This is a genomic window from Streptococcus caledonicus (genome assembly GCF_042656225.1).
GTDB classification, from domain to species: domain Bacteria; phylum Bacillota; class Bacilli; order Lactobacillales; family Streptococcaceae; genus Streptococcus; species Streptococcus caledonicus.
This window is the reverse complement of record NZ_JBHSOJ010000023.1, coordinates 64,529-91,424: the sequence shown is the minus strand read 5'-3', so window position 1 is coordinate 91,424 and position 26,896 is coordinate 64,529. Positions and strand designations below refer to the sequence as shown.

Annotated in this window: 27 protein-coding genes and 2 pseudogenes; 1 reads left to right on the top strand and 28 read right to left on the bottom strand. The window is 38.6% G+C overall.

The features are described 5' to 3' along the window. Positions 1-553: 553 nt before the first annotated feature. Positions 554-1,768, bottom strand: coding sequence for a pyridoxal phosphate-dependent aminotransferase (locus ACFPQ3_RS08935; RefSeq protein ID WP_156806055.1), 1,215 nt, complete (start codon positions 1,766-1,768; stop codon positions 554-556). A 127-nt stretch (positions 1,769-1,895) separates the two neighbouring features. Then, positions 1,896-3,293 carry a Cof-type HAD-IIB family hydrolase gene (locus ACFPQ3_RS08930; protein WP_156806054.1) on the bottom strand — a complete coding sequence of 466 codons (1,398 nt, stop codon included), beginning with the start codon at positions 3,291-3,293 and terminating at the stop codon, positions 1,896-1,898. Between the two features lie 146 nt (positions 3,294-3,439). Between ACFPQ3_RS08930 and ACFPQ3_RS08925 the strand changes: the two genes are divergently transcribed. Beyond that, positions 3,440-4,405 (top strand): asparaginase, encoded by a 966-nt coding sequence (locus ACFPQ3_RS08925; protein WP_156806053.1) that lies wholly within the window; start codon positions 3,440-3,442, stop codon positions 4,403-4,405. 67 nt (positions 4,406-4,472) lie between these two features. On the opposite strand, the gene ACFPQ3_RS08920 is transcribed toward ACFPQ3_RS08925, so the two are convergent. The 26 genes and pseudogenes from ACFPQ3_RS08920 to ACFPQ3_RS08795 form a co-directional block, all read right to left on the bottom strand. After that, positions 4,473-5,387, bottom strand: a complete 915-nt coding sequence (locus ACFPQ3_RS08920) for an aldo/keto reductase (protein WP_156806052.1) — start codon at positions 5,385-5,387, stop codon at positions 4,473-4,475. A gap of 123 nt (positions 5,388-5,510) precedes the next feature. Next, a pseudogene (locus tag ACFPQ3_RS08915) lies at positions 5,511-5,877 on the bottom strand (type II toxin-antitoxin system RelE/ParE family toxin). Then, positions 5,867-6,152, bottom strand: a pseudogene (gene relB / locus ACFPQ3_RS08910) (type II toxin-antitoxin system RelB/ParD family antitoxin). The pseudogenes ACFPQ3_RS08915 and relB overlap by 11 nt, the downstream one beginning before the upstream one ends. Positions 6,153-6,419: 267 nt before the next feature. Continuing rightward, a complete protein-coding gene (locus tag ACFPQ3_RS08905; protein WP_121835167.1) occupies positions 6,420-6,626 on the bottom strand; it encodes a helix-turn-helix domain-containing protein in 207 nt (68 codons plus the stop codon). A 14-nt stretch (positions 6,627-6,640) separates the two neighbouring features. Beyond that, positions 6,641-7,252 (bottom strand): DUF2975 domain-containing protein, encoded by a 612-nt coding sequence (locus tag ACFPQ3_RS08900; protein WP_156806051.1) that lies wholly within the window; start codon positions 7,250-7,252, stop codon positions 6,641-6,643. A gap of 12 nt (positions 7,253-7,264) precedes the next feature. After that, positions 7,265-7,510 (bottom strand): hypothetical protein, encoded by a 246-nt coding sequence (locus tag ACFPQ3_RS08895; protein WP_156806050.1) that lies wholly within the window; start codon positions 7,508-7,510, stop codon positions 7,265-7,267. Positions 7,511-7,586: 76 nt separating this feature from the next. Beyond that, entirely contained in the window at positions 7,587-8,153 is a 567-nt protein-coding gene (locus ACFPQ3_RS08890; RefSeq protein WP_156806049.1) for a hypothetical protein, read from the bottom strand. A gap of 9 nt (positions 8,154-8,162) precedes the next feature. After that, entirely contained in the window at positions 8,163-8,870 is a 708-nt protein-coding gene (locus ACFPQ3_RS08885; protein WP_156806048.1) for a hypothetical protein, read from the bottom strand. A 13-nt stretch (positions 8,871-8,883) separates the two neighbouring features. Beyond that, entirely contained in the window at positions 8,884-9,753 is an 870-nt protein-coding gene (locus ACFPQ3_RS08880; RefSeq protein ID WP_156806047.1) for an ATP-binding cassette domain-containing protein, read from the bottom strand. A gap of 21 nt (positions 9,754-9,774) precedes the next feature. After that, entirely contained in the window at positions 9,775-10,224 is a 450-nt protein-coding gene (locus tag ACFPQ3_RS08875; RefSeq protein WP_156806046.1) for a hypothetical protein, read from the bottom strand. A 269-nt stretch (positions 10,225-10,493) separates the two neighbouring features. Beyond that, positions 10,494-11,822, bottom strand: coding sequence for an aminopeptidase C (pepC, locus tag ACFPQ3_RS08870; protein WP_156806045.1), 1,329 nt, complete (start codon positions 11,820-11,822; stop codon positions 10,494-10,496). A gap of 205 nt (positions 11,823-12,027) precedes the next feature. After that, positions 12,028-12,993, bottom strand: coding sequence for an ROK family glucokinase (locus tag ACFPQ3_RS08865; RefSeq protein WP_156806044.1), 966 nt, complete (start codon positions 12,991-12,993; stop codon positions 12,028-12,030). Next, the gene (locus tag ACFPQ3_RS08860; protein WP_156806043.1) at positions 12,990-13,811 is read right to left on the bottom strand and encodes a Cof-type HAD-IIB family hydrolase; all 822 of its coding nucleotides are present in this window, start codon (positions 13,809-13,811) and stop codon (positions 12,990-12,992) included. Before ACFPQ3_RS08860 ends, ACFPQ3_RS08865 begins: the two co-directional genes overlap by 4 nt. 10 nt (positions 13,812-13,821) lie before the next feature. Beyond that, positions 13,822-14,253 (bottom strand): C-glycoside deglycosidase beta subunit domain-containing protein, encoded by a 432-nt coding sequence (locus tag ACFPQ3_RS08855; RefSeq protein WP_156806042.1) that lies wholly within the window; start codon positions 14,251-14,253, stop codon positions 13,822-13,824. A gap of 10 nt (positions 14,254-14,263) precedes the next feature. Next, positions 14,264-15,127: a sugar phosphate isomerase/epimerase family protein gene (locus tag ACFPQ3_RS08850; protein ID WP_156806041.1), complete on the bottom strand. Its 864-nt coding sequence runs from the start codon at positions 15,125-15,127 to the stop codon at positions 14,264-14,266. 207 nt (positions 15,128-15,334) lie between these two features. After that, the gene (locus ACFPQ3_RS08845; RefSeq protein WP_156806040.1) at positions 15,335-15,652 is read right to left on the bottom strand and encodes a PTS sugar transporter subunit IIA; all 318 of its coding nucleotides are present in this window, start codon (positions 15,650-15,652) and stop codon (positions 15,335-15,337) included. 14 nt (positions 15,653-15,666) lie between these two features. Further along, positions 15,667-15,972, bottom strand: coding sequence for a PTS sugar transporter subunit IIB (locus ACFPQ3_RS08840; RefSeq protein WP_156806039.1), 306 nt, complete (start codon positions 15,970-15,972; stop codon positions 15,667-15,669). A 24-nt stretch (positions 15,973-15,996) separates the two neighbouring features. Next, positions 15,997-17,325: a PTS sugar transporter subunit IIC gene (locus ACFPQ3_RS08835; protein WP_156806038.1), complete on the bottom strand. Its 1,329-nt coding sequence runs from the start codon at positions 17,323-17,325 to the stop codon at positions 15,997-15,999. 32 nt (positions 17,326-17,357) lie between these two features. After that, on the bottom strand, positions 17,358-18,800 hold the full coding sequence (locus ACFPQ3_RS08830; protein WP_156806037.1) for a 6-phospho-beta-glucosidase: 1,443 nt from the start codon (positions 18,798-18,800) through the stop codon (positions 17,358-17,360). Positions 18,801-18,953: 153 nt separating this feature from the next. After that, on the bottom strand, positions 18,954-19,694 hold the full coding sequence (locus ACFPQ3_RS08825) for a MurR/RpiR family transcriptional regulator (protein WP_156806036.1): 741 nt from the start codon (positions 19,692-19,694) through the stop codon (positions 18,954-18,956). Between the two features lie 79 nt (positions 19,695-19,773). Continuing rightward, a complete protein-coding gene (locus ACFPQ3_RS08820) occupies positions 19,774-20,127 on the bottom strand; it encodes a hypothetical protein (protein WP_156806035.1) in 354 nt (117 codons plus the stop codon). Positions 20,128-20,170: 43 nt separating this feature from the next. Beyond that, on the bottom strand, positions 20,171-21,091 hold the full coding sequence (locus ACFPQ3_RS08815) for an alpha/beta hydrolase (RefSeq protein ID WP_380434057.1): 921 nt from the start codon (positions 21,089-21,091) through the stop codon (positions 20,171-20,173). Positions 21,092-21,098: 7 nt separating this feature from the next. Further along, positions 21,099-22,709 (bottom strand): glycoside hydrolase family 43 protein, encoded by a 1,611-nt coding sequence (locus ACFPQ3_RS08810; RefSeq protein ID WP_156806034.1) that lies wholly within the window; start codon positions 22,707-22,709, stop codon positions 21,099-21,101. 15 nt (positions 22,710-22,724) lie between these two features. Next, positions 22,725-24,914: a glycoside hydrolase family 3 N-terminal domain-containing protein gene (locus ACFPQ3_RS08805; RefSeq protein ID WP_156806033.1), complete on the bottom strand. Its 2,190-nt coding sequence runs from the start codon at positions 24,912-24,914 to the stop codon at positions 22,725-22,727. A 52-nt stretch (positions 24,915-24,966) separates the two neighbouring features. Continuing rightward, on the bottom strand, positions 24,967-26,361 hold the full coding sequence (locus ACFPQ3_RS08800; RefSeq protein ID WP_232323207.1) for an MFS transporter: 1,395 nt from the start codon (positions 26,359-26,361) through the stop codon (positions 24,967-24,969). A gap of 297 nt (positions 26,362-26,658) precedes the next feature. Next, positions 26,659-26,896, bottom strand: a 238-nt coding sequence (locus tag ACFPQ3_RS08795) for an alpha-L-rhamnosidase C-terminal domain-containing protein (protein WP_380434054.1), incomplete at its 5' end; no start/stop codon positions are given.

Below are 26,896 nucleotides of genomic sequence, written 5' to 3'. Positions count from 1 at the left end.
TTATTTTTAACTGTTAATTTTCTTTTTGTCACGTCACTATTACTTTTTATCTTGAGGCAAAATCCTAAGTAGCTCAACAAAACATAGAGATACTAATGCCTCATGTTTCAAATTTTAGATTTTAGATAAGCAATATTTGACACAATAAGCCACTAAGTGTGTTACACCAATTCCTCTTGGCTAACCGCTAAGAACTCTGCTAGAGAAATCGTGCCATTTCTTTTCAAAATGCTTAAAAGTGGCTGCTCTAGCGCTCTATCAGAATCATTCCTGTAGTTGCTAATTTCAATGAGTGATTTCAGGATAGAAAAGTCAATTTTTTGAAAGAACAATCAAATAACCCATATTATGCGCGATACAACTGTCCTTACACCAACAATTTCAATTACCTTTATATCTGAAAATGCCAAAACTTTGTGGCGATAATGTTGAAAAACGGATGTTCTTCTATAAGTTGGTAAGCTAAAACGTTAATATCATGTGGCGATTGTTATTTTTATAGTCTTCCAATCGCTTGATAGGACCGGGAGGAAGAACAACGGGAATGGTTCTATCATCGTTTATATTGACTGAGGACACGTGTTAGTTTTGTTTGCAAGGTCGCTAATTCTTCCACACGAGGGAGATAAACGATGCGGAAGTGGTCTGGTTCTTTCCAGTTGAAGCCCTTACCAGGTACCAACATGACTTTTTCTTGTTTTAACAGTTGCAAACAGAATTCCTCGTCATCATCAATACAGTACATATTGCGGTCAATTTTAGGGAAAATATAGAGTCCTGCCTCTGGCTTAACAGCTGATAAGCCTGGAATATCATTGACTGCTTGTGTGATAAATTCGCGTTGCTCATGGATACGCCCACCTGGAACAAGTAACTCATCAACAGACTGATAACCACCGAGAGAGGTTTGAACCACATGCTGGGCTAACACATTTGAACAAAGGCGCATATTTGACAACATATTAAGTCCTTCAATATAGCCCTTAACATGTTTTTTAGGTCCAGAGAGTACCATCCAACCCACACGGAAACCACAGATACGGTGAGATTTTGACAGACCATTCATTGACACACAGAACACATCTGGTGCAAGGCTAGCAATGGCGATATGCTTTTTACCATCCATCACCATACGGTCATAAATTTCATCCGCAAAAATAATCAAATCATTTTGACGAGCAACCTCAACGATTTCTTCTAGAAGTTCTTTTGGATAGAGGGCCCCTGTTGGGTTATTTGGGTTAATGATAACAATCGCCTTCGTCGTAGATGTAATTTTAGACTTGATGTCATCAATGTCTGGATACCAATTGGCAGATTCATCACAAAGGTAATGTACCGCATTTCCCCCAGCGAGACTCACACAAGCTGTCCAAAGAGGGTAGTCAGGCATTGGCACTAGCACTTCATCACCATTGTCCAAAAGCGCCTGCATAGAGATGGAAATCATCTCTGAAACACCATTACCAATGTAGATGTCATCAATATCAACACCTTGGATACCCTTGGTCTGACAATACTGCATAATCGCTTTTCTGGCAGAGAAAATCCCTTTACTATTAGAATAGCCTTCACTGTTTCGGGCATTTAAAATCAGATCACGAATCACCTCATCTGGTGCTGTAAAACCAAACTCCGCCGGATTTCCAGTATTGAGGCGTAGAATTTTTTCTCCATTGGCAATCATGCGCTCAGCTTCGTCCAAGATTGGTCCACGGATATCATAAGCGACATGTTCAAGTTTTGAGGATTTATTAAATTCTTTCATTATCAAATACCTGGGACAACAACTGGGCAGTCCCCCTTTCAATCACGTTCCTTATTATAGCGCAAAATCGTTTAAATGAAAAGAAGAAGCCAATTCTGATGTCATGTAAAAAGCTCCAACGGAGCTTTTATCGTATCTCTTTTTTCCTTTGTTTCATTTTTGCTTTTTGGATCTGTCTATCCAGTTCTCGTTTGATAGCTGGTTCAGGGGCAAAGCGTTTTTCCCAGTCATCTGGTTTTAAGATTTTATGGGTAATTGGGTCAAAATGGGCTTTCCCATCCGGGAAAATTTTCCCCATATTGGCTTCATGTACGGTATCAAAGAATGGTTTGGGGTCAACCCCCATCAATACAAAGGAGCCATAGGTAAAATAGAGAAGGTATGTCAGAGCATCAACTTGCCCCACCAAAGGGTTATCAACAGGCTCTCCTTTTGCCTCCACTTTCTGCACCGCTTTATCCACAGCCTGATGAAGGTCTTCCACAGCTTTTTTAAACAAGTCTGGATTACCACCACTGGTTGCGTAAAGAAATTCAATAATCTCTTCTACTTTAAAGCCTGAACGGTGACCTGCTTCCTCTAAATCATAGACTCTAGGCATCTCACAAGTTTCACCGTCCATAAGCTGGTGAAAATCCTTGACTCTGTTGAAGTTGTCGTCACGACTACCAAATACCTTCTCCTGCTCAACATGAATGAGTCCAAAATGTGCCAGGGCCTTTGCGATACCGTCTTTATTATTAGTTTCTGTAACATAGTGAGCAACCGCTTTAAGTTCTTCATTAGCATTCCCCATCGCTACTGCGACACCAACTCCAGATAGCATCTCCATATCATTGTCCGAATCACCAAAAGCCATAACCTCAGACAAATCAAAACCAAAGACCTCACCGACACGGGCAATTCCTTTCACCTTAGATTGTCCTTGAGAAATGACATCCGCTGAGTAGGGACTGCTTCTAGTCACAGTTGCGGTTGGAAATTCATCTTTAAGGAGCTGCGTCTTGGTAGTAATTAAGACAATTTGGTAGACAGGCTGACGCATCATCGTGAGAAGATACTGACTATTTTGGGGCTTCACACGACGTACCAAATGTTTGAAACTCCGCTCCACAGATTTTGTCCATTTTTTAGGAACGATTCGACTAAGTACCTGCCCAACAGGACTCGTTCCCATGTTAATAATATTGGATCCCAAAAGACCATCTGCGGATCCAAGTGAAATCTCCATTCGATGATTGGAGGCGAATTTTATAGCTTTATAAACCAAAGATTTTGGAAGTTGATTTTGATAGAGAATTTTGTCACGCGTAATAATGTACTGTCCGTTATAAGCTACTGCAAAATCAAGGCCTAAATTCTCCATGAATGGAGCAACAAATCCTGGACCACGCCCTGTCGCAAGACCAACTAAAATGCCTTGTTTTTTCATCTCAGCAATAGCTTTTTGCGTCGATCTTTGCACTTTTTTCATATCGTTGACAAGCGTCCCATCAATATCAAAAAAGACTGCTTTGACTGCCATCCAACTGCTCCTTTCATCTATCATTTTTTAACATTTTCTACCGCAAGTAAGTCTAACTTTGCTCAAGCTAGCTCTTTCATTCCCTTACAGAAATGTGTTACAATACTTATATTATATCATATTCATTTTCAGAAAGGCTTTCATTTATGACTAAAAAAATCTTAGTTCTCCATACTGGTGGTACCATTTCCATGACAGCTGATGATACTGGAAATGTGAATCCTACCGAAAATAATCCCATGACACAGATTGATATTGACTGGAAACATTTAGACCTGACTGTCGTTGATTTTCTAAATCTTCCTAGTCCACATATCAAACCAAGCCACATGCTGGCTCTTTACCACAAAATCCGTGAAACAGCTGGGCAATTTGACGGCATTGTTATCACTCACGGCACAGATACTTTAGAAGAAACAGCCTACTTTTTGGATACCATGGCTATCCCAGAAATTCCCATCGTCCTCACAGGTGCCATGAGGTCTTCAAATGAATTGGGAAGCGATGGGGTGTATAACTACCTCTCTGCCCTACGTGTCGCCAGTCACGACAAGGCTGCTGATAAGGGTGTTCTTGTGGTGATGAATGATGAAATCCACGCTGCTAAATACGTGACAAAAACCCACACGACCAATGTTTCGACCTTCCAAACGCCTACACACGGACCACTTGGCATCATCATGAAACACGATATTCTCTTTTTCAAAACAGCCGAGCCTCGTGTGCGATTTGATTTGGATAAGATTTCAGGGACTGTTCCTATTATCAAAGCCTACGCTGGTATGGGTGATGGCAGTATCATTAGTCTGCTCAGCCCTGACAATATTGATGGGGTGGTCATCGAGGCTCTGGGAGCTGGAAATGTGCCACCTAGCGCAGCTTTAGAACTCCAAAAACTCATCAAGCAAGGGGTCCCTGTCGTACTCGTATCGCGTTGCTTCAACGGCATTGCTGAGCCTGTTTACGCTTATGACGGTGGTGGCGTCAAGCTCCAGGAAGCTGAGGTCATGTTTGTCAAAGAACTCAATGCTCCCAAGGCACGTTTGAAACTCTTGATTGCTCTAAATGCAGGATTAAAAGGAAAAGCACTGGTTGATTACATTGAAGGGTAATCTGATAGCACTCAAAAACGACTGCTCATCTGATGAAGACAGTCGTTTTTTTGTTTAAATCAGTCGCTTACGGCAACACATTTCCTGCGCTGCGGTAAATGTCATACCATTCTGGACGCGTCAGATTAACCTCAGTCGCCTTAGCAATTTTGACAATGCGTTCTGGATTCATTGAGCCGATAATGGCTTGCATTTTAGCTGGATGGCGTAAAATCCATGCGATAATAATCGCTTCATCAGACACACCGTATTGTTCAGCGTAACGGCTGATTGTTTCGTTTAATTCTTTGTAATCTGGATTTCCTGAGAAAAGGCCTTTCCCAAGGTCAATTTGGAATGGTGACCAAGCCTGAATCGTCACTTTATTCAAACGGCAATATTCCACAATGCCACTGTCACGATTGACACCCGCCTCATTGCGCATGTTGACATTGACCCCAAAATCAAACATTGGTGTGTGTGCCGGGGATAGCTGCAATTGATTTACTGCTAATGGTTCATCAAGATAAGACTGCAAGAGTTCCATTTGGTAACGGTTTTGGTTGCTGACACCAAAGTGTTTCACTTTACCAGATTGTTTTAATTGACTAAAAGCTTCTGCAACTTCTTCTGGTTCGACCAAAATATCTGGTCGGTGCAAGACTAGAAAATCAAGGTAATCTGTATCCAAACGTTTCAAAATACCATCAACAGATTTAAGGATATGATCTTTTGAAAAGTCAAAATAACCACGCTGAATACCGCATTTAGATTGTAAAATCAAGTCCTCACGCGCAATACCTAGATTTGTCACCGCATCACGGAAGCGTTCCTCAGACTGTCCGCCTCCATAAATGTCTGCATGGTCAATAAAGTTAATACCAGCTTCCAAACTTGTTGCAATCACTTTTTCAGCATCAGCCACATCTAGCGCAGCCATTCGCATACAACCAAGTGAAATGCGTGATCCTTCCACACCTGTCTGTCCAATAACTTGTTTCATTTTTCTCTCCTTTGTTTTAATGGTTTTAGTATACCAAAAAATGAAAACGATCACTTGTTTTAGCCTTAAAAAGAGGGAATTTCTCCCTCTGATAGTAGTTATTGACTTTAAAACAAGTCTAACCTAATCTTTAATATCCCTCTGTAATGCTTTTTTGAATAACCTTAGATAATTTTGTTTACTATGGATAATATCAGACACAAAAACAGCACCTCTATCCTCTAAAATGTGATAAAAGGCAATATAATCCCCTAATACTACCCCTCGAGTAGTGTATGGCTAATAAATAACCTCTCCTCCCCTATCATCTGCATTAAATCCTGCTTCTGGAAATACTTCAAGACATTCGAGACAATAAATGATATTATTTACCGTGTTAACTCCTGCCTGTTCTGAAAAATAAGTGTTGCTAATATAATCTGTGATACCTCTTAACTGCTCCTGTACTTTTTTCAGGGATAATAAGGCTATAATTCTTATTAGATACCAAGGTTAGCCCTCACTTCACTAGCACTATATACTCGGCCATTTTTCAGATCACCAAAACTTTGAGCAATTTCCGCTCTTAGACCTGCTAATAGTTCAACTCTTTCTTTATCGGCATCAGTCTCAAAAGGCAACGCCTTATTTTTAACAACACTTTCTAAGAATAAGTTAAAACTTGCTGTCATATCTATTGTGTGCTGTAATAATAGCCTTAGCTTTTTCTAGCAATTCCTTGTTAGTCTTAAAATTTACCTGTGTATTTTTCTCTAAAACGTGCATAATAGCACCTCCTTACAACTAAGTATAACACTTTAATATATTCCTATATAGTTAAGTATAGTCAGAAATATAGTTCCTCAAATTACCCATACTCCCTTCTGGCACCTTGAGCCATCATCAGATTATTTTTAAGCATATAACAATCATTTCAAATACCATTTTAGCGTTTGCTAAATGACAAAACGATACTATCTAACTAAGGCATAAACATAAAAGAGTTTCCTCACGCAACAAATCTAAGGAAACTCTTTTTCTATAACTGTTTATTTAATCATCTTCACGATATTCCAAGATATCTCCAGGCTGACAGCCAAGCTCCTTACAAATGGCTTCTAAAGTTGAAAAGCGGATGGCTTTTGCCTTACCTGTTTTCAAAATGGAAAGATTGGCTGGTGTAATGCCAATACGCTCCGCCAAGTCACCTGATTTCATTTTTTTCTTTGCCAGTTCCACATCTAAATTGACGATAATCATGTCCCTACCTCCAATCAGATTGTGAATTCATTTTCTTCAGCAATAGCGATAGCTTTTTCAAGGATAATTGACATGGTCCACGTTACCGCAGCACCTAGCAAATAGTTTAGATTAAGAAAGTCATAATTGCCCTCATCACTAGATATTGTAACCAGACCAGTCCCCTCTTGAGAGACAAGGGCAGCTATAATGAGACAATAGGTCAACCAACGCGCTAATTGGGCATTTTGTAACACAAAGATAGCCTCCGTTAGAATATTTTTCATAAATATTCTCAAACAAACAAATACTCCTAAAATAGCACTCCAATGTAAGGTATCAATCACTAAACCAACGGGCGTATTACTATTTTCAAAGGTTAGAGATGACATGATATTTCCTGACTGCAAATGCCAAAGATTTTGCCCATCCTTGGTAACTCCTAGAAAACCTAGACTATTATAGATTAAATTAGCAACAATCCCTAGACCACCTAAGAAAATCGCAATTGATAACATACCAATGATCCAACGCAAATATGAAAAATCTTTAGACGCCAGTTGTTCATTTTTCTTAATGCCTCGGTAAACTAAGATAAACAAACCACCTACTAAAACTAGTAGGCAAAGAATAATAACAATAGCCATAGAACTCCTTTATTAGTCATCCTCAGTTTTCACAATAGTCTTAGAAAATGGTGTTGGATGTTCTTCAATAAACGTCTCAAATGACTTAGACAAGTGGTCATCATTATGAATATCATCTACTTCTATATCTTCAGCATCTGAATAATCCACATAGCCAAACGGAATTATCTCAACAGCCGAAATTAGAAAATCACTGATTTGAAAAAGTGAGACCATTGCTACTACCAACAAACTAAAAATAACTAAACTTTTTTTCATTAAGATAACTCCTTTATTATACACTATTATCGTTTATAAATCAGTTTTTATTGATGAAAAACAAGTCTCTTCTTTCCTACTCCAGCACCACATTCACATCACCTGGAGTTTCAATGCTTGCTTGGCGTTTTGTATTAGTCCCATTTTGTGGTTTGGTGATGTTGTTACTCTGGCTGGTGATTTTGTAGCTACCATCAAAGCTCTTCGGTAAGATAACATCAGCTCCGCCATTGCTACTAAAAAGACGAAAATCGTTAAACGTCACGCCTTTGGCAAGGGTAATCTCAATCGTCACTGTCGGCTTATCTCCCATGACCGTCATCGTGAAACCATTTTTGGCAAATGAAATCATCAAATCACCTTCCTCATCAATACCAAATTGTTCTTCCATGGCAGCAATGTTATTTTTCGCCAACTGCCCCTTGATATAGACGGTGGTTTCTTCCTGTTCACTCTCTTTCACTATAACCTTGGCTGGTTGTTCCAAACTAGACACATTGATAACATTGATGTTCTTAGCTGGAGTGGTAAATGCCTTATCATAAGAAACATCAGTTTTATCATTTTGAACACCAGTCCAGACCAACCCAGCAAGGCCAATCACTAGAAAGACAGCTAATCCTATTAAAATTTTACGTTTCATCATAATCTCCTACTTAAATTCACGTTTGGCAAATATGAGGTAGCTAACAAGAGCATAAACAAGGCTAAACAGCATAGCCACAAAAACAGTACTTGTCAGATAGTTCCCCGCAATATCCACCTGCCCAAGCTGATTAAACATCATGTAAGGTGCTAACGCATCGGTCTTAAACAGCATGCCCATCATGAGACTAGCCAATTGGTCAAATAACAGCACGATAATGATATAAACCATATAAGACTGATAAATGCGGTCAAAGAAGGCAAAGATAAAAGCACAGAGGCTAGCAATCACCGTATAAAGTGGTAACTGGTAGAAAAGGTAAGCCAAGATGGTCTGATAAGAGGCCATTCCTGTCACTAAATGATGGACAAGGCCTGTCATCATCAGTGCCACAAGCGCATATAGCCAAGCAGCAAGCACCGTCATGACCCATTTATAGCTAAATACCTTCAAACGATTTTGACTTTTGATAAGCATGTTGTTGATGGTGCGATTAGTCAAATCTTCTCCTAGGAAAATCTTGGCTGGTGTGACAAAGAAAAGTGGTAACAAGGTTGGCCAGGACATCACAAGATTTCTAGCCACTTCTGTTGAATGGTCTTCACGGTAAATATAGGCAAATAAACTGCCAAAAACAAGGAGTAAACCAAGTGATACAAAAGATAGGTGTTCCTTACGAATACGGTAAATATCTGCTTTGACATAATTTAACATCAGATTCTTCTTTCTAATCTAAGAGGCTTAGGTAGTAGTCTTCAAAGTTACCACCCGCATGGTATATATCAGTAATTTCAATTTTCTTCTCAAGAAGTGCTAGGATAAGCTCCTGCACAGATTGGTCAGGCGACAAGACTAACTTGTCCCCTTGGGCAACTGGCTTTAAGCCCAACTCATTAAGCGTTTGTTGCGCCAGCTCATTGTCCGTCGTCCTTATAAAAATCCTTTCCTCGACCTCTGCATGCAGGTCGCTTTTGACAATATCCTTGATGACCTTGCCCTTGTGCATGATGACGAAACGGTCAACGACCAATTCAAGCTCTGACAAAATGTGGCTGGAGATGAGGATGGTTATGCCGTAGCGGTCTCGGAGGTTGTGGATAATGTCCCGCATTTCCTTGATACCAGATGGGTCAAGGCCATTGACGGGTTCATCCAAAATCAAGAAATCTGGAAAATCAAGAATAGCTAACGCAATCGCCATCCGCTGACGCATCCCTAGTGAGAAGTCTTTGACCTTTTTCTTCGGATCCACGTCAGATAGGCCAACCAATTTCAGTACCTCATCAATTCGTTTCTCAGTATCTGCAATCCCAATTTGCAGGGCTGAATACATTAAATTATCAAAGGCAGACATATTTAGATAAAGAACTGGTGATTCAATAATGGCACCGATTTTATAGGCAGTTTCTTGAATAACCTCACCCTCATCTTTGGTGATGAGACCGGATAGGACTCGGATAAGCGTTGTTTTACCAGCTCCATTTTGACCAACGAGTCCTAAAATCTCACCTTTTTTGATGGTAAAACTCACCTTGTCTAGTGCTTTTTGTTTGCCGTAGTGCTTGCTAATGCTAGTTATCGTTAATAAGTTTTTCATGCATTTTTCCTTTTTAATGTTTTAGAAAGTCAATCCTTTTTTAACCATGTAGCGACGTGCATACTCACAGGCAAAGCCCGCTAGGATAAGGTAAACACCAAGTTGAACATTCACCTGAATGTAGCCTAGCATTTGAGACATAGTGTAGCTAGAAATCAAGTCTGCGATAACTGCCACGATACCAACTTGAGTGAGGTTTTTACCAAAGGCTGCTGACATCAAGGTTTCTTTGGTAAAGCCTTTGATCAGTTTTTTGAGAGCCATTAAGGCATAAATCATCAAGCCGTGATGTGCAAAGAGTGCGATAACATTTGTCCAGCCGAGTTCTCCGACCATGACTGCACCTTTTGGCAAGAACTGTTCTGGGTTGAGAGATAAGGTTTGAAGAAGGGCTGCGGCACTCACTTGAAGAACAAGAACGGCGATGATTGCTGAGAGGGTTACTGTTGCGATAGTTTTGATTGTTTTCATGGTAATATTTCCTTTGTTGTTTTTAGTTTAGTCTTGATTTGTGTAGAAATAGCTGAGCTCTTAACTTTTTCTCCTTTTCGATGACGATTTGTTGTTTTTGTTTTATTTATTATCGTCTTTCGATATATTTATATTACAACACAAAAATATCTTTGTCAATAGATTTTTATCGTTTTTTGATAATTTTTTTATTTTTAGAGATAAAAAAGAATCCCTTAAATATAAAGGATTCTTTGTTAAAATACTTTTTCAATAAAATATAACAACGCTTATTTGCCTGCCAAGGCTCCCATTGGGTCCCAAGGGGCTAAGACTTGTGGTTCTGCTTCATAGGCAGCTAATTCTTCTTCGGTGAGGAATTCTTTGCGGACAACGATTTGATAAGTATATTCGTCCATCCAGGCATCTGAAGCGACAAAGTAGCCTTTCTCACCGACCTTGTCTCCCCATGAATTTTCGACTTTCCATTTAAGTGGTTTGCCATTGTCATCCAAATCAACTCCAGTCAAGACCATCGCATGCGTCATCAGACTTTCACTGTAATCAAGACGACCAGCCTTATCCTGAGTCAAGCTAATATCCAAAGCCGCATCAAAATCATAAGTATTTGTCGCCATAATACCCGCTTGACGGTCTGACACTTGACCAACATCAGAACCAAACCAGACAGTTTCTCCTGCTTTCATTTGTGCAATCGCAAGCTCTTTGAAGCGCTCCATCCCAAGGTTAAGGTAACGAACCGCAGGTGCTCCGACGACATTTCCAAGCAACTCAACGGTGTAAGATTTCCCATAAGGCTTATCAGCTGTTGGCGCATTGATGACAGAAACATAATCTGATAATTTCAAGCCGACATATTTATCAAAGAAATCTTGAGGGGTGATTTGCTTTTCTGTATGGAAATTATTGTCCTTGTCACGGTAAGAAAAATCAAATTGGCGTGGTGGCAAACCTAGATTAACCGCTAGAAAATTGAAAATCTCTTGTAAGAGAGCTTCTTTCTTAGCTTGAACATCCTCACCATTTTGAACAGCTTCACGAAGAATTTGGGCATCTTGACGAAGCAATTTATTCAAGTATTGGTTAAGCTCACGGCTATTGCTAGATGACACGGATTCTGGATAAACTGACTTTGGCACAACCCCGTATTTTTCAAAAAGTGCTACAACCATATCCCATTGACCACCATCTTGTTGTGGCACATCAAGGAGAAACTTCACCTTGCGACTTCCCAATTTTTGGTCTGCTGTCGCAATAATTTGTTCTAAAAACCAGTTTGATTTTTCATACTTATCCCAGAAGAAAGTATGAGCTTGCGACAATTCAAAGTTTTCTAATTTGAATTGGTTGATGAGTTTATGACGAAACGTATTCAACGCTGCAAACATCCAGCAACGCCCTGAGGCTTTTTGATTAGAGACAGCATCTTTCGTCAAATCAATTGAAAAGGTAAAGTCATTATCAATTGCAGATTGACGTGTTCGAAGAGATTTGAGCAAACCATTATTGGTTACAGCATTTTCAACAGCTTGATACTTAGGATTAGCTAGGTAGTCAGCATATAATTTTTCCGTAAAATCATTCGTTAATATTGACATAAATTACTCCTTTTTTCTTATTACAGTCCCATTATATGCCTTTCACCAAATATTGCAAGACTTTTCTGAAAATTTTGGATACATGGTTATAGAACGCCTATTGATATTTTCTAGGCAAAAAGAACCAGAACCTTTAAAAGTCCTAGCTCCAAGTGTTTTTTATGAAATGATTAATTGAAAGTTTGTTGTACCACCTATACCATGTCTATTCTGCTTCTAACCTCACCAACTGTGCTGCACCAATAATGCCTGCATCATTCCCTAATTCCGCAAGGACAATGTGACAAGTTTCACGAATTTGTGGGAAGGTGAAATCATATGCCTTAGTCGCAATCTTTTCTCTCAAGAACTCTCCTGCTGCTGAAACTCCTCCTCCAATAACAATATGACTTGGACTCAAAGTATTGGCAATGTGAGATACTGCAAGACCTAAATAGCTAACAAATTTATCAACTACCATATTGGCGAAAACATCTCCACTTTTTGCAGCATCAAAAATCTCTTTCGAAGTCACCTCATCTCCATTATCAATACCAGCTTTAATCAGTGAATCACCCTCATATTCGCTTGAAAAACGATGAGCTAAGTTCACAACCCCTGTCGCTGAAGCAACCGCCTCAAGGCAGCCCTTTTTACCACAGGTACATGGAGTTAAATAGTCTAAATCAACGGTCAAATGACCGATTTCTCCTGCTGCTCCGCCTTCTCCTGTTACCAATTGACCATTGGTAACAATACCTCCGCCAACTCCTGTTCCAAGCGTGAACATAACAACATCACTATTTCCTTTTCCTGCTCCCTTCCATTGTTCCCCGAGAGCTGCCACATTGGCATCATTACCAATATAAAATGGTAATCCAAAGGCTTCATCAAATGCCTTTCCGACCTCTTGGAGATTTGACCAACCGAGATTGTAGGCACCAATAACGGTTTTGTGTGCTGCATCAACTTTACCAGGTGATCCCATGCCAATACCTATAAAATCATCTGCTGTCAATTGATACAAGTCTAGATGTTCCCTGATGGACTGAATAATGTCTGAGATAATGGCTTTACCATTCTCCAATATATTGGTTTTAATCGACCATTTTTCTAAGATTTCTCCTTCTTGTGAAACGATTGCCAATTTAACACTGGTTCCACCAAGGTCTATTCCGATAATTTTTTTCATAACTCTTCCTTTCGTACATAATATTGTTCTAAAAACTGTGCAATACCATCATGATCATTGGTCTCAGTAACAAAGTCACTTACTTCCTTCAACTCTGTAACGGCATTCCCAACTGCTACACCTACTTGGGCAAAAGTAAGCATTTCTAAGTCATTCAAATTGTTTCCAAAGGCCATTAGCTGTTCTGATGATAAATTAAGTTTATCTAGTAAAATTTTTAAAGCTCTTGCTTTGTTATCACCATCTTGCATGATTTCAAGGTAAAACGCTTCACTTTTATTTAAGGAAAAGCTGGCGCTAATAGCTTGCGAGAACCCCTGCTCTGCTTTTTCCAAAGCCTCTGGATTACCTACAGCCATCACCTTGATAATCTTCTCAGTAACAACATCTCCAGCTTCAAACACTATAATGGGAAGATTTCCTAAATAAGATTCTCTGACAGTTAAGGGATGAATCGACTTGTCATAAGTGTACATCTTATCCCGTGTCATAGCATGGACTCCTAAACCAAATCTGGCAAAATAGGTTGCTATCTCTCGAAAATCATCGGCTGAAATATTAGCCTCGTGCAGAACTTCCTTTCCATCACAACTTTGCACCAGTGAGCCATTATAGCTGATACAATAGTCATCTCCCGAAAGCCCAAGTTCACCAATCAGGTGCTTCATCCCATCAAAGGGACGTCCTGTGCAGAGTACAATACGAACCCCTTGAGATTTCAACCGTTTCAATGCTTCGCTATTACGCTTTGATAGCTTCAAATCACTATTGAGGAGTGTTCCGTCCAAATCAGTTGCGATAATCTTCAAGTTATTCATCTTCTCTCCTTTACACAATAATCATCTTCTCCCTTGTGTAAGTTCCACCATTAAAACTAGTTTCATCACCATTTTCATCAAATTGATCCAAAAACGGTGGCATGTAAGAGCAACTTGCCGCAAAACGCACCGAAACATTATGGAAACCTTGGGCAAGGCCTCCATTTTGATATACTTTTAGCGTTGCTACATCCGTAATACGCCAGAAGTCATTAGAAGCTTTTGCTAATTCAGAAACGGTGTACTCCTTACCATTAATTTCCCAAATGACTTGATCATTGGTATACGTGATACCATCAACAATCAGTTTCCCTGGCCTTAGTTGGCTAAGCCAAATCCCTCGATAATAATCCGAACGCACACAGACTTGAAAACCTACTACTTCTCCATTCTCTACAATATTATGAAACCCTCGATATTGAATAACATTTGATTCTAGCATGACCTTCTCCTTAGTGACCTAAAATACGTTTCATCATAACATGGTGTTTACGAAGTTCTTGGGAAACGTAGCCTTCGACTTCTTTATTGGCACCTTCGTATTCACTGAGCAAGTAGCCTTCCCAGTTATGTTCTTTCAAAATAGATAAAATTTCTGGATATGGAATGGTTAATTCATTGAAATCATCATCCATCTTATTAAATTTAGCATGAATACACTTCACATAGGGTAAGAGTGGAATAATTTCTTCCGGCAACGAATGTTTGCAATCGGGATTGAAAACAAGAACTCCTGGAACGTCAAAACGATTTTGAAATACACTTAGGTCAATATTTAAACCAAAATGCTTCGTTCCTGTTTCCTCGATGAAATCCACATAATCTTGTACAAACTGATCCGCCAGTACTGTTGTCAAATGAATTTCTGGACACATGATTACGTCATATTGCTCAGCTTCAGGTAAGACGCTCTTGATAATCTCACGCCAATTTTCAACAGGTGCTAACTCACCATTGATGACTCCCATTTTCGTTCGAAGAATTTTGAACCCTAATTTGTTAGCTATTTTGAAATCATTAATGAGTTTTTCACGCGCTTCTTCTAGAGACATTTCTCTGTCTTTGTAAAGTCTTGTATCAACCCAGTGACCATACTCCACTGGCTCTATCTGATACTTCCGACAAAGGCTCTGCCATTTTTCCAAATAATCATCAGAAAGCTCCGGATAGCTATCAATATGAGAATTCGCTAAAATCTCAATACCAGTTGCTCCCATGTCATGCATATCCTTAAAGCAATCTTCAAGGTTCATGGTTTTGCCATATTCCCCAGAATAGCTGTAAACAGCAACACCACGTTTAATGTTATTAGCCATATCTGACTCCTTTATTTTTTACCTGTATTATAAAAAAATTTAAAGCGATGGTCTTGTAAGATTTTCAAATATGGATACACCTTTTTTCGAGATAAACTACCATGTTGTAACGAAAAACATTAAAAAAGTACCATCATATATTAAGATTCCTAGGAAGTCGTAAAAAGAGGCTCAAATTGAACCTCTTTCATATATTACTTGCATTTATTAATTTAACGACTCAAATTTTTGATAAATTTCTATCAATTCTTGTGCAATAATTTTAAATGATTCAGCACTCATCAATTGATCCTCTGCATGCATTAAAATTAATTTAGTCGCAACCTGTTCATTATTTGCTTCTCTTTGAATCAATTCCATGTGAGCATGGTGACCTTCAACAAATGCTTTGTCTCCTTCAGTCACTAAATCATTAGCTACTTCAAAATTTCCTTGCTTTGCCATTTGGATTGCTTCAATATAGTTAGAACGAGCATTACCAACATTGGCAATGATTTGAAATGCAATTAATTCGATTCCTTCCATTGTTTCTCTCTTTTCTAAATATCTCCTAAAAGTTTTTGAGCTAATTTAACAACATTTTCGCCATTCATCATGCCATAATCTGTCGGGGGAATACTTTCAACAGGCTTGTCAGGAAATTGTTTTTGAACATTCGCTAAATTAAAACGAATCTGAGGACCAAGTAAAATAACATCTGCTGTTTGGCCAATTTCTCCTATTTCAGAAACCGGATGCGCTTTAACCTCAATCGCATAGTCAATCCTTTGGGCATAATCTCGCATCTTATTCATCAATAAACTCGTTGACATCCCTGCTGAGCATACTAAAATAATTTTTTTCATCTCATTATTCCTCGTTATTAATCATTACATTATTTCTTTTTCTTCTTCAAGTGCCTTTTGATCAGCAATTCTAAAGAATGGTAACCAGGTTACAAAACTTGTGAGAACAGTCATCAGACCAATTAACAGGAACTTCCACCCTCCTTGCAAGAAGGTCACGACAACTCCTGGGGTTGTCCACGGTAACGATATCATTGGATTATATTCTGTGAATTGCAATATAAAAATCATTACATATGCCATAATCCCAATTAAAATGGGTACTAAAACCATCGGTAAAAAGAAAATTGGATTCATCATAATCGGCATACCGAAGATCAAAGGTTCATTAATATTAAAAATCGTAGGTAAAGCTGATAATTTAAAAAGTTCCTTATAACGCTGAGATTTTGCTCTAGACATTGCTAAGACAAGACCTGATGTTGTCCCAGTACCCCCAAAAGCATTGCTTAAAAGATACCCTAAAATTCCCCAAGTCAGGAATGGAAGAGGTTTATTAGCCATAAAGGCATTCTGATTTTCAATAAGATTGGCCATGACCACTGGTAAAATAATACCATTCAACATGTTGGGGTGTACACCAAAGAACCATAACATATTGCCAATCACCATGATTAAAATATAAGTAATTGGTGACGAAATAAAGTTTTGCAAAGGCGCTTGAACAAATTGCCCAATTAGACTAAAAAGATCCCCAAAGCTAGTTAGTGATAAAATAGCACGAAGACCAACAAATCCAATTAGAATGAGACCAGAAAGAATGGACGGTCTCAAGGATTCTGAAACATTAGGAGGTACACTTGCCGGTAATTTTATAACAAGATTTTTCTTGTTAAAGTAAACATAAAGGACACTCACTAACCAGCCAACTAAAATGGCAACAATCACCCCTGGAGCACCTGTATAAGTTGTTGCAAATGCTGTTAAATTATTGCTACCAGTAATAACAGCCTCAGCTGGAAAATCAGTCGGTACTTTTTCCAAATTGAAAATGGTATAGGCTTGTGGCATCAATATCAAAAAGCTTGAGACAGATAATAATCCTGCAGACAGAGCTTCATAGTGACACTTTTTAGCATAGGTATACGCGAAGTTAAATGCAACAAGTAAGGCTAAGACATTCATCGTTGCATTTTGAGCAGCTGCAATATGAGCTGAAATACCAGACTTATTCAACAAATCAATCCAAGCAGGAATTGGGAAATTGCCAATTAACAGCACAACAGCGCCACCTAAGGTTATAGGTGTTAAACGCATAACTGATTCAGCTAAAGTACTAAAGAACAGGCTCTCACTCATGTAATTAGCAACAGGACTTAAGAACTTGTTCAAAAAATTTTCAAGATATTTCATCGCTTTGTCTCCTTTTTATTATCCTAAATGTATTAGAGAGATAAATTATTACCATTACTTGCTATCACTTTTTGGTACCAGGCAAACGAATCTTTTTTAGAACGTTCTAAAGTGCCATTCCCATTGTTATCCTTGTCAACATAAATCATTCCATAACGCTTCTCCATCTCTCCTGTGCTGAAACTAACAAGATCAATGATTCCCCAAGGTGTATAACCTATTAAGTCAACACCATCTTCATTGATAGCAAGCTCCATCTGTTCAATGTGAGCTTTCAGATATGCCATTCGATAATCATCATGAATGCTACCATCTTCTTCTCGTTGGTCATAGGCTCCAAATCCATTTTCAACAATAAATAACGGAAGATTGTAGCGCTCATAAATCAGATTTAAAATATATCGGAGACCAACCGGATCAATTTGCCATCCCCAATCACTTGCTCTGACATAATCATTTTTGACAATTTTAGCATTTTCGATATCCTTTACAGCATAGATATAGTTCTCGTTTTCTAAGGTCGTTACAGCACTAGACATATAGTAACTAAAACCAATGTAATCAACCGTTCCCTCTGCTAAAATTTTTTCTTCATCTTCTGTTAATTCGATATGGTATCCTTTAGCTAACCACTCTTTTTTTGCATAGGAAGGAATAATTCCTCTAGCATGAATATCACTGTAAAAATAACGTTTTTGCATCATTTTTAAAGATGCCAGTTGATCTTCTGGATTAGCTGATAGTGGATAAACTGGAACGTAAGCCATCATACAACCTATTTTAAAATTAGGATTGATGTCATGACCGAGCTTAACAACTTTTGCACTAGCTATCAGTTCATTTAATGATGATTGTATGATACGTTCTGGTTTATTATCTCCCTCCTTAAACCGAATGGCTGAGTTACACCAAGCTAAGCTATCATAAGTACCTTCTGCTTGGTTATTGATTTCATTAAAAGTCATCCAATAAGTGACTTTATCTTTATAACGTCTCATAACCGTTTCAGAAAATCTAACAAACAAATCAATTAAAACTTTATTTGTGAAACCGCCGTATTTACTATAGAAAGTATAAGGCATTTCAAAATGCGATAATGTGATTACTGGCTCAATTCCTCTTGATAATAACTCGTCAAAAAGATCATCATAAAATTGCAATCCTTTTTCATTCGGTTCTTCGTCATCTCCATTCGGAAAAATTCTTGTCCAGTTAATGGATGTCCGAAAGGCTTTTATTCCAAGTTCTGAAAACAGTTTGATATCTTCTTTATATCGACGATAAAAATCAATCGCTTCATGGTTAGGATAATAACAATCTTCTAAGACACCATCCGTTATCTGTCTTCCTGATGCCCTGTTTCCAGAAGTCATTACATCTGCAATACTAACTCCCTTTCCATCAACATTCCAAGCGCCTTCAACTTGATGAGCAGCAACAGCTCCTCCCCATAAAAACTCTTTTGGGAAAACCATTTTTACCTCCTTCGAAACATTTCGTTTTTTCTATATTTTCATTATATCTTTTTAAAACCATTTTTTGTATACGCTTTCCTATTATGGCAATTACTCCTTAATAAAAGAAAAAAATCCCTTATAGGAACAGCTTGTTCCTATAAAGGTCATCTCTTATTTATAAAGATAGTCAAATAGTGTTTCCAAAATCAGCATGACTGGCAACTGACTTGATAAATCAAAATACACACGGCGCCTCTCTTCATCCGTACTGTATGAAATAATAGCGTCCGACTTACTAGCTACACTACTGCCTCTATTCTGGGTGACACAAGCTTTATATAGGTTTGGAATCATAGTAATATTTTCTAATAATTCCAATAGTTCTCTTGTTTCTCCAGATATGCTCAATAATACAATTACTGTATTTTCGTCTCCTCTTATCAAGCTCAACATGGAATAAGTATCTTGAAATGAAATGCATCGATATCCTAGATTCGACAAACGCCTTGAAATATAATCAGCAAGTGATCCTGAACTTCCTAATCCAACAAAAATGGTTAATCGAGCCTGACTAATTTTATCAGCAAGATTTTCAATATCTTCATCTATATCTGGGGAAAATTTATTCTTTGAAAGTGATAAAATGTGTTCCTCAATTCCTAGTCTACGGCTCGACGCTTCTTGCCTTTTTTGTTTTAAATAATTTTTAACATAAAATTTAAACTCTGTGAAAGAGTCAAAGTTAGCATTCTGGATAAAACGAAATACAGAGGTCGGTGATACATGTGCTCCAACCGCAATATCTCGTACTCTCATATAAGGAACCTTCTCAATATTATCTAGTAAAAAATTATAAATTTCCCTTTCAACATCGGATAATTTATTACTATAGATGTGCTCTAAAAATGCCATATTTCTCTCTCATTATTCTTATTATATCACTCTATTATAGCAAAAACCGCTCTAGAAAAGTCTAAAGCAGTTTATTTTCTTAATCCCTCGACAAACTTAATACGGTCACACCTTTACTTTCAAGGCTTTTTTTCATGTTGCCATAGTGAAACTTCGTTTCACCAATCAAAACTTGTCCCCAGCCACGACAATCAACAACAACATCATAGCCGTTTTCAAGAACCCAAGCTTCCCAGTCATCATAACTTTTAGCATAGGCATGTCCTGTCAAAAGCCAAACCTTTTTGTCTCCTAGAAGTTCTTCATGGTCATTGATCCACTCAATAATTTTATCTTGGTCATAGCTACGTTCAAGCACTTTATTAGCATATTCATAGAAGCTACTAACTGTACGTAAGTGTGAATCTTGGCTAAAGTAAATATTATCTTTCATTTTGATTACCTCATTTTATTATATATTATCACACATTAATCACCTAGTTAATGTGTTTTTGGATAAATGCTACAATGTCTTGATTACATTGTTTTGCAATGCTATCTCGAATATTATAGTTAAACACATGATGGCGAGGATTTTCCATATCACCGTAGCATTTAAATTCATGGTTAATACCTTTAGCAAGGAGATAACCGTCTAACCGAGCATTGGCTTCTAGGAGCATATCTGCATTAGCTGTCGTTAGTAACAGCGGGCCCATGTCTGTCGTCATGTAGTTTTCAGTCTCAAGCATCTCTACTTTTTGCGCTAAAATGTCCTCCGTGAAATAGACTTTAGTCGGCGGGCTAAGCACTTCCGGTCGTGTTAGGAAACTAGCTGCACAATTTACTATCGTTGCTCTCACTGTAAAGTTCGGTTTCTCATAACCAAATTTAGTACGGTATACCTCATTAGTCAGAAGGGTTATATATTGCAAGGCCATTTGTCCACCTGCGCTATCTCCCATGATAACGATATTGTCAGTATCAATATCATACTTAGCACCATGTTCAGCCACCCAATGCATCGCTAGATTGACATCATCTAACTCCCCTGGAAAAATAACATCTGGTGGTAATCGGTAGTTAAAGTTAACAAAACCGAAACCTGCCTTGGCAAATTCTAATCCAAAGAATTGATAGGTTTCTTTTGTCCCATATGTCCATCCGCCACCATGGATGTGAATAATTGTCGCAACTTTACCCATACGTTCTTTGGGAAGATAAATGTCTAGCTCTTGCCATTTAGGCACAGCTCCATAGGCAATATTATCAATGCGTTCTACTTCTGGAATATTACGTGGCAAACCTTTGTCACGTAAATCATCACTTTCTTTTAAATGCTTATTTAACTCTCTAATCCGTTCCATTGGATCTTCAATGGCATCAATTCGAGCAATTAAATCTTTCAACTCTTCCATAGTTCTCCTATTTCCCTTGATAAGCAAAAGTCGTAAAAGTCGCTTTATTTTCTGACTCTTTGCCATTAGCCGTTGCAAACATACCAAGTGTAACACCTGTCATACCATTAAGAGATGATGGCCCTAACACACTGCCATCAGCGCCACTTAATATACAGCTCCAAGAATCTGTATTCGTTCCAACATAGAAGTCAATCGTTTGCTTATTTTGGACAATTTTCAACGATAAATTACCTCGAGCTACCTCTTGTTTAGCTAATACTTCCTCACTTGTATAACTCTTAAAATGTGGCCTGTAAATCGGCACATCAATCTGAGTTGTACATCGCACCACCTGGACAAAAGAAAGTCCATTCTCTTGAACTTTTTCAAGGCGATAATGATGATTATTCCCTTGAAGAATCAACAAACCAGCTGCTTCTTTATCTTGTGGGGTAAAAGAAAGTTGTGTTTCAACTTCATAAGAATCATGCCGCTGACGACAACCAATAAAGGCAAAATTATCATGATACTGAGCATCTGGTGCATCCTCGGATAAACTAATCATCTGCCGTCCTGCCGGTCTCGGTAAACAAGCTAAGTAGAGAGCATTGTTTTCTAATGTCCAAAAGGATTGATACGGTGTCCCCCAAAATACAAGCTCTGGGGCTAGCGTTTTATTAGAAAAATCTGCTATAAACGGATTATCAAACGACTTGACTTTAAACTCAGGTAAATCAAGTTCATAAGTCGACTCAACTTTCCCAGTTTCTGAAGCAAGGAGAGGCCAATCATCTTCCCATGTTACTGGACACAGGAAGGTTTCACGACCAAGATTTTTATAATATCCCCCAACTGGACGTGACCCTAGCATGACAGCATACCAGCTACCATTTGTTGCTTCAACTAAATCAGCATGCCCAATATTAGTAATCGCCGCCTGTTTTCCTAAATGGCGATGGGTAAGGATTGGATTACCTGCATAACCCTCATACCATCCGTTAATCACTTTAGATCTTGCCACTGTAACAGCATGGAAGTACTCCGTTCCTCCTTCTGCAATCACTAAGTAATAGTAGCCACCCCTTTTATAAAGATGTGGTGCTTCCGGAGCACTAGCATTACGTAGGGCTGAGTCCCAAATGAGATGTCTTTCACCAATACAGGACATACCAGCTAGTTCAAATTCATTTAAGTAAAGATAGCGTTTGCCATCTTCTTCAATTGTCCCGATAATATAAGCTTTATCATCGTCATCAAAGAAAAGTGAAGCATCTATCCCTGGAACATCTGGAAGCAAATGTGGGGTAGACCAAGGTCCAGAAGGATGCTCTGCAGTTACAATGATATTTTGCTCAATGCTATAATTCATCACAATGATGTAAAATAAACCATTATGATAACGAATGGTTGGTGCCATGACACCACCAGTATAACTATTAGCACGAACATAAAAATCGTTATCTACCGTTAGAGCATGCCCAATTAATTCCCAATTAGCTAAATCCTTGCTATGAAAAATTGGAATCCCTGGATAAAGTTCAAAACTAGAACAGACAAGATAATAATCCTCATCAACACGGCAGATACTAGGATCTGGATAAAAACCAGAAATAATCGGATTTGTGACAGTTACCATCTCAGACTCCTCCTCTTAAAATGATAAGTTTAACTCAAAGCTCTCACTATTCTCATTGCCATCAGTAACTGTAAAAATAAAGTCACCATCCTCAATGCAATAATGACCCTGATTGTTCCAAAAACCTAAGTCTTTCTTATCAACACGGAGCTCTACTGCCACTTTTTCCTTAGAGGCAACCTTAACTTTCTCAAACCCTTTAAGCTCTTTCACTGGACGAACAAGAGAACCAACCTTATCTGTCACATAGAGTTGTACCACTTCTTCACCATCTCGGTCACTGGTGTTACTAACATCAAGTATGATTTGAATACTCTCAGCTGTTTCTTTTACCACGACATTCTCAAATGCAAAGCGCGAGTAACTCAAGCCATAACCAAAATCATAGAGCGCCCCCTGTTCGATATCCATGTACTTAGATGTGAACTTGCTTCGGCCAGCTGGACGACCTGTATTGGGGTGATTATAATAAACTGGACACTGTCCTGATACTCTCGGAAATGAAACTGTTAGACGCGCGCTGGGATTATTGGCTCCTGAAAGTGTGCGCGCCACCGCATGCCCCATTTGAATTCCCAGATGCCACGCTTCAATTACTGCATCCACTTGACCAACTTCTTTTTCAATCGCCATTGGACGACCATTCATCAAAATGGCAACGGTTGGCTTGTCGAGGTTCTCCAGAGCTGAAAAGAGCTTGCTTTGCTCACCAGGCAATGAAATATCTGCTCTTGACGTCGCTTCTCCAGACATGGAAACCAATTCACCTGCGACTAAAACAATCACATCACCATAGGCAAGGGCTTCTTGGAGTATTGCTTCATTAATTGGTGTCTCAAGACCTCCAACTTCAAAATAGCGGCTATTAGGAAATTCTTTCGTGATTCCTTCGACAAGAGAAACGCCATCTTTTTCTCGAAAACTAATCGCCCAAGCACCAGAAACTTCTGAAGATTTATTAGCCAATTCTCCAATAATACTGATCTTGGTATCTGTTGCCAGTGGAAGAAGGTCGTCTTTATTTTTTAACAAAACAATGGATTTTTCAGCAGCTTCTAAAGCGAGAGCTTTATTGTCTTTAGAAAGGTCATCTGATTCAGGAAGTTCGACATACGGATGGTCAAATAAACCCAACCACATTTTTACCCGTAGGATACGTTCAACAGCTTGATCAACGGTTTCAAGTGAAATCGTTCCAGACGCTAAAGAGTCTTTTAAAGTCTTCAAATAAATTTCCGTTCCCATATCCATGTCAAGACCTGCGTAGAGTGCTTTAGCACCTGCTTCTGCCTCATCTGAAACGATACCATGAGCGACACATTCACGAATCGCATTGGCATCACTAACCACAAATCCATCAAATCCAAATTCCTCACGTAATTTGTCTGTCAACATCTCACGATTAACCGTACAAGGTACACCGTTTAAATCATTGAAAGCTGCCATAACCGTTGTGGCACCGGCATCAATAGCTGCCCTAAACGGCGGGAGATAGACATTGCGAAGAAGGGACTCAGACATGGACACTGTATTGTAGTCACGGCCACCTTCACAAGCGCCATAACCGACATAATGCTTCAAGCAAGCCGCAACATAGTTCAGGTGAGACGATTGATCGTTTTGCAGACCTTCGATCTTTGCCTTGGCAAATTGTGATAAAAGATAAGGATCTTCCCCTCCACCTTCTGACACACGTCCCCAACGAGCATCTCGACTAATATCAAGCATTGGAGCAAAATGCCAATGAATGCCATCAGCTCGTGATTCTTTGGCAGCCATCTGAGCTGTTCGTTTCATTAAATTACGGTCAAAACTTCCTGCTTCTGCTAACGCGATAGGAACCACTGTCTTATAACCGTGAATGACATCCAGCCCAATAATCAAAGGGATGCCAAGACGACTCTCTTCAACGGCAATCTTCTGAAGACGGTTGGACGTTTCTGGGTCTTGGACCATCATAGAACCCACAAGTCCCTGCTTAATCTCATCTTCATGGTAATCTTTTTCACTGGTTGCCATGATTTTATGAAATTCATCTTGAGACAGACGCCCATCGGTCATCATTTCAATCAATTCACCAAATAGAACATCGAAGCCACCGACAATAGAAACAGAAGCTTGGTTCAATTGACCTATTTTTTCTTCTAAGGTCATTTTATCAAGCAGTGCTTGAATTTTTTGTTCTTGTACAGCTGATAATTTCATCTTTCCTCCTTACCAATAAATCGTCTACTACAAAATGCAGTAGACGATATCTCTAAGCTTCTGCACGTGCATCTAATTCTGATGTAATTTGATCCATGGCCTTTTTGTCTAATTTGTAGAAAATCATTGGAATGAGGGATAATACCACACAAGCAGCTGGTAACAAATTAACGATGACGTTAATACCAAGAGTGGCACTTGCTGTCTGCGCTGCATTTGGAACATATCCAACAGCTGACAGAAGCAAGACTGTCACTGTACCTGTAACTGCTGTTGCCATTTTAACGGCAAAGCTTAAAAATGAATAAGTTAAACCAACTTCGCGAATACCATATTTCCAGTCACCATACTCAATACAATCTGATAGCATACCTGTTGAAATACCACCACCAGCATTAGTAAAGCCTGAAATAATTGAAATTCCAAAAAGTGCTAATTTCCCTGTTGCTCCAAAGAAGAACATTGCTACAAAAGTTGCAATTTGGATAAGACTCAAGATTGTAAGATAGCCACGTTTACCAAATGTCTTAGTTCCCCATGGAAGCGAGAAAGAACCCACCAATTGCATAACCGTCATGGTTGTGAAGACTGGGCCAATCAATTCATATGAGCCAACAACATAGATAATATAATAAGCCAACATTCCCATACGTCCCATAATAGCAATGGCTCCAAGAAAAACATTTGAGATAGTAATCATCAACATTTTATTTTTCATTAGCGTAAGCAATGATTTCACAGTTGATTTTTTCTCATTTGTTTCAAGACGAGGAATAACAACAGTTTCCTTACATTTTAAGGCACATAGGAAAAAAGCTGGTAACATAATCGCGGAGCATACAACTGCTGTCCAAAAATACCCTTGTGCATTAGCAACCTTATCTTGACTAAAGAAAAGAATCATTGGCATTGCAAAAGCTGAAAGGGCAATACTCACTACTGAACCACCAATATTACGGAAAGTTGCATAGTTCATACGAACTTGTGAATCACGAGCAATAAGATTTACTAATCCACCGTAAGTTATACAGATAGCGGTATAAGCCATACCAGCCCCAATATAACATACTAAACAAAGTAACACTTTTAACATTCCTGTCACTGGGAATACTGTAAATGTCAAAATATTAAACACTGCCAAGAATGGAGGGGCAAAAAACAAATACGGACGAAGTTTTCCCCATCTTGTCTGTGTTTTGTCTGCAATAACCCCCATCATTGGGTCATTAATGGCATCCCAAACCCGAGCAATTAACATAATCATAGAGATTGCTCCCGCGGAAATCCCTACAACATCTGTGTAGAAAATCATGAGGTAAGTATTAATCATATACCAACTTAATTGAGAACCTACCTCACCTAAACTATAAAATATTCCAAGGGAAAGTTTTGTTTTCTCCTTTGGAGTGGCCCCTATTGTTGGAGCACTTGTCATTGCTTTTGCCATTACTTATTCCTCCTGTAGTTAATTTTGTTTAGCTGTTGCTAAAAGATAAAGTAATCGCTTACATTTAAATATTAACACCTTATCTATATTTCTACCTACCATTTCAAGATCATCTAATAGCATATTTTTAATGATTAGATCTGTTTGTTTTTTTATAAACTAAAAAAGTGTGATTGTATTTTATGGTTATTTTTATTCTATCAATTTGCCTCAAAATGAGTTTAAAATCTTTTAATTTAATAGCTACTTTTAGCAAAATCATTCAAATAATCATATAAGATAGAAGGATTCTTTATTTTACAAGTTAACCTGTACTCTAAAATCATGAGTAATATTATCAAAACGTTTTGAGCCAAACAAAACCGTAGCTGTTACATTTGGTGGTAAAACGAGAGCCAGCTCTGCTTTTCGTCCTGTAATCTTCCAATCAACGGAAATGGGTCCCCAAATCGAATCGTATTGTCCTTTGACATAGTGGAGTCCACTGTATAAGTCTGGTTTGATGAGAACTTTTTGGAAGCCAGCTTCTTGCTTA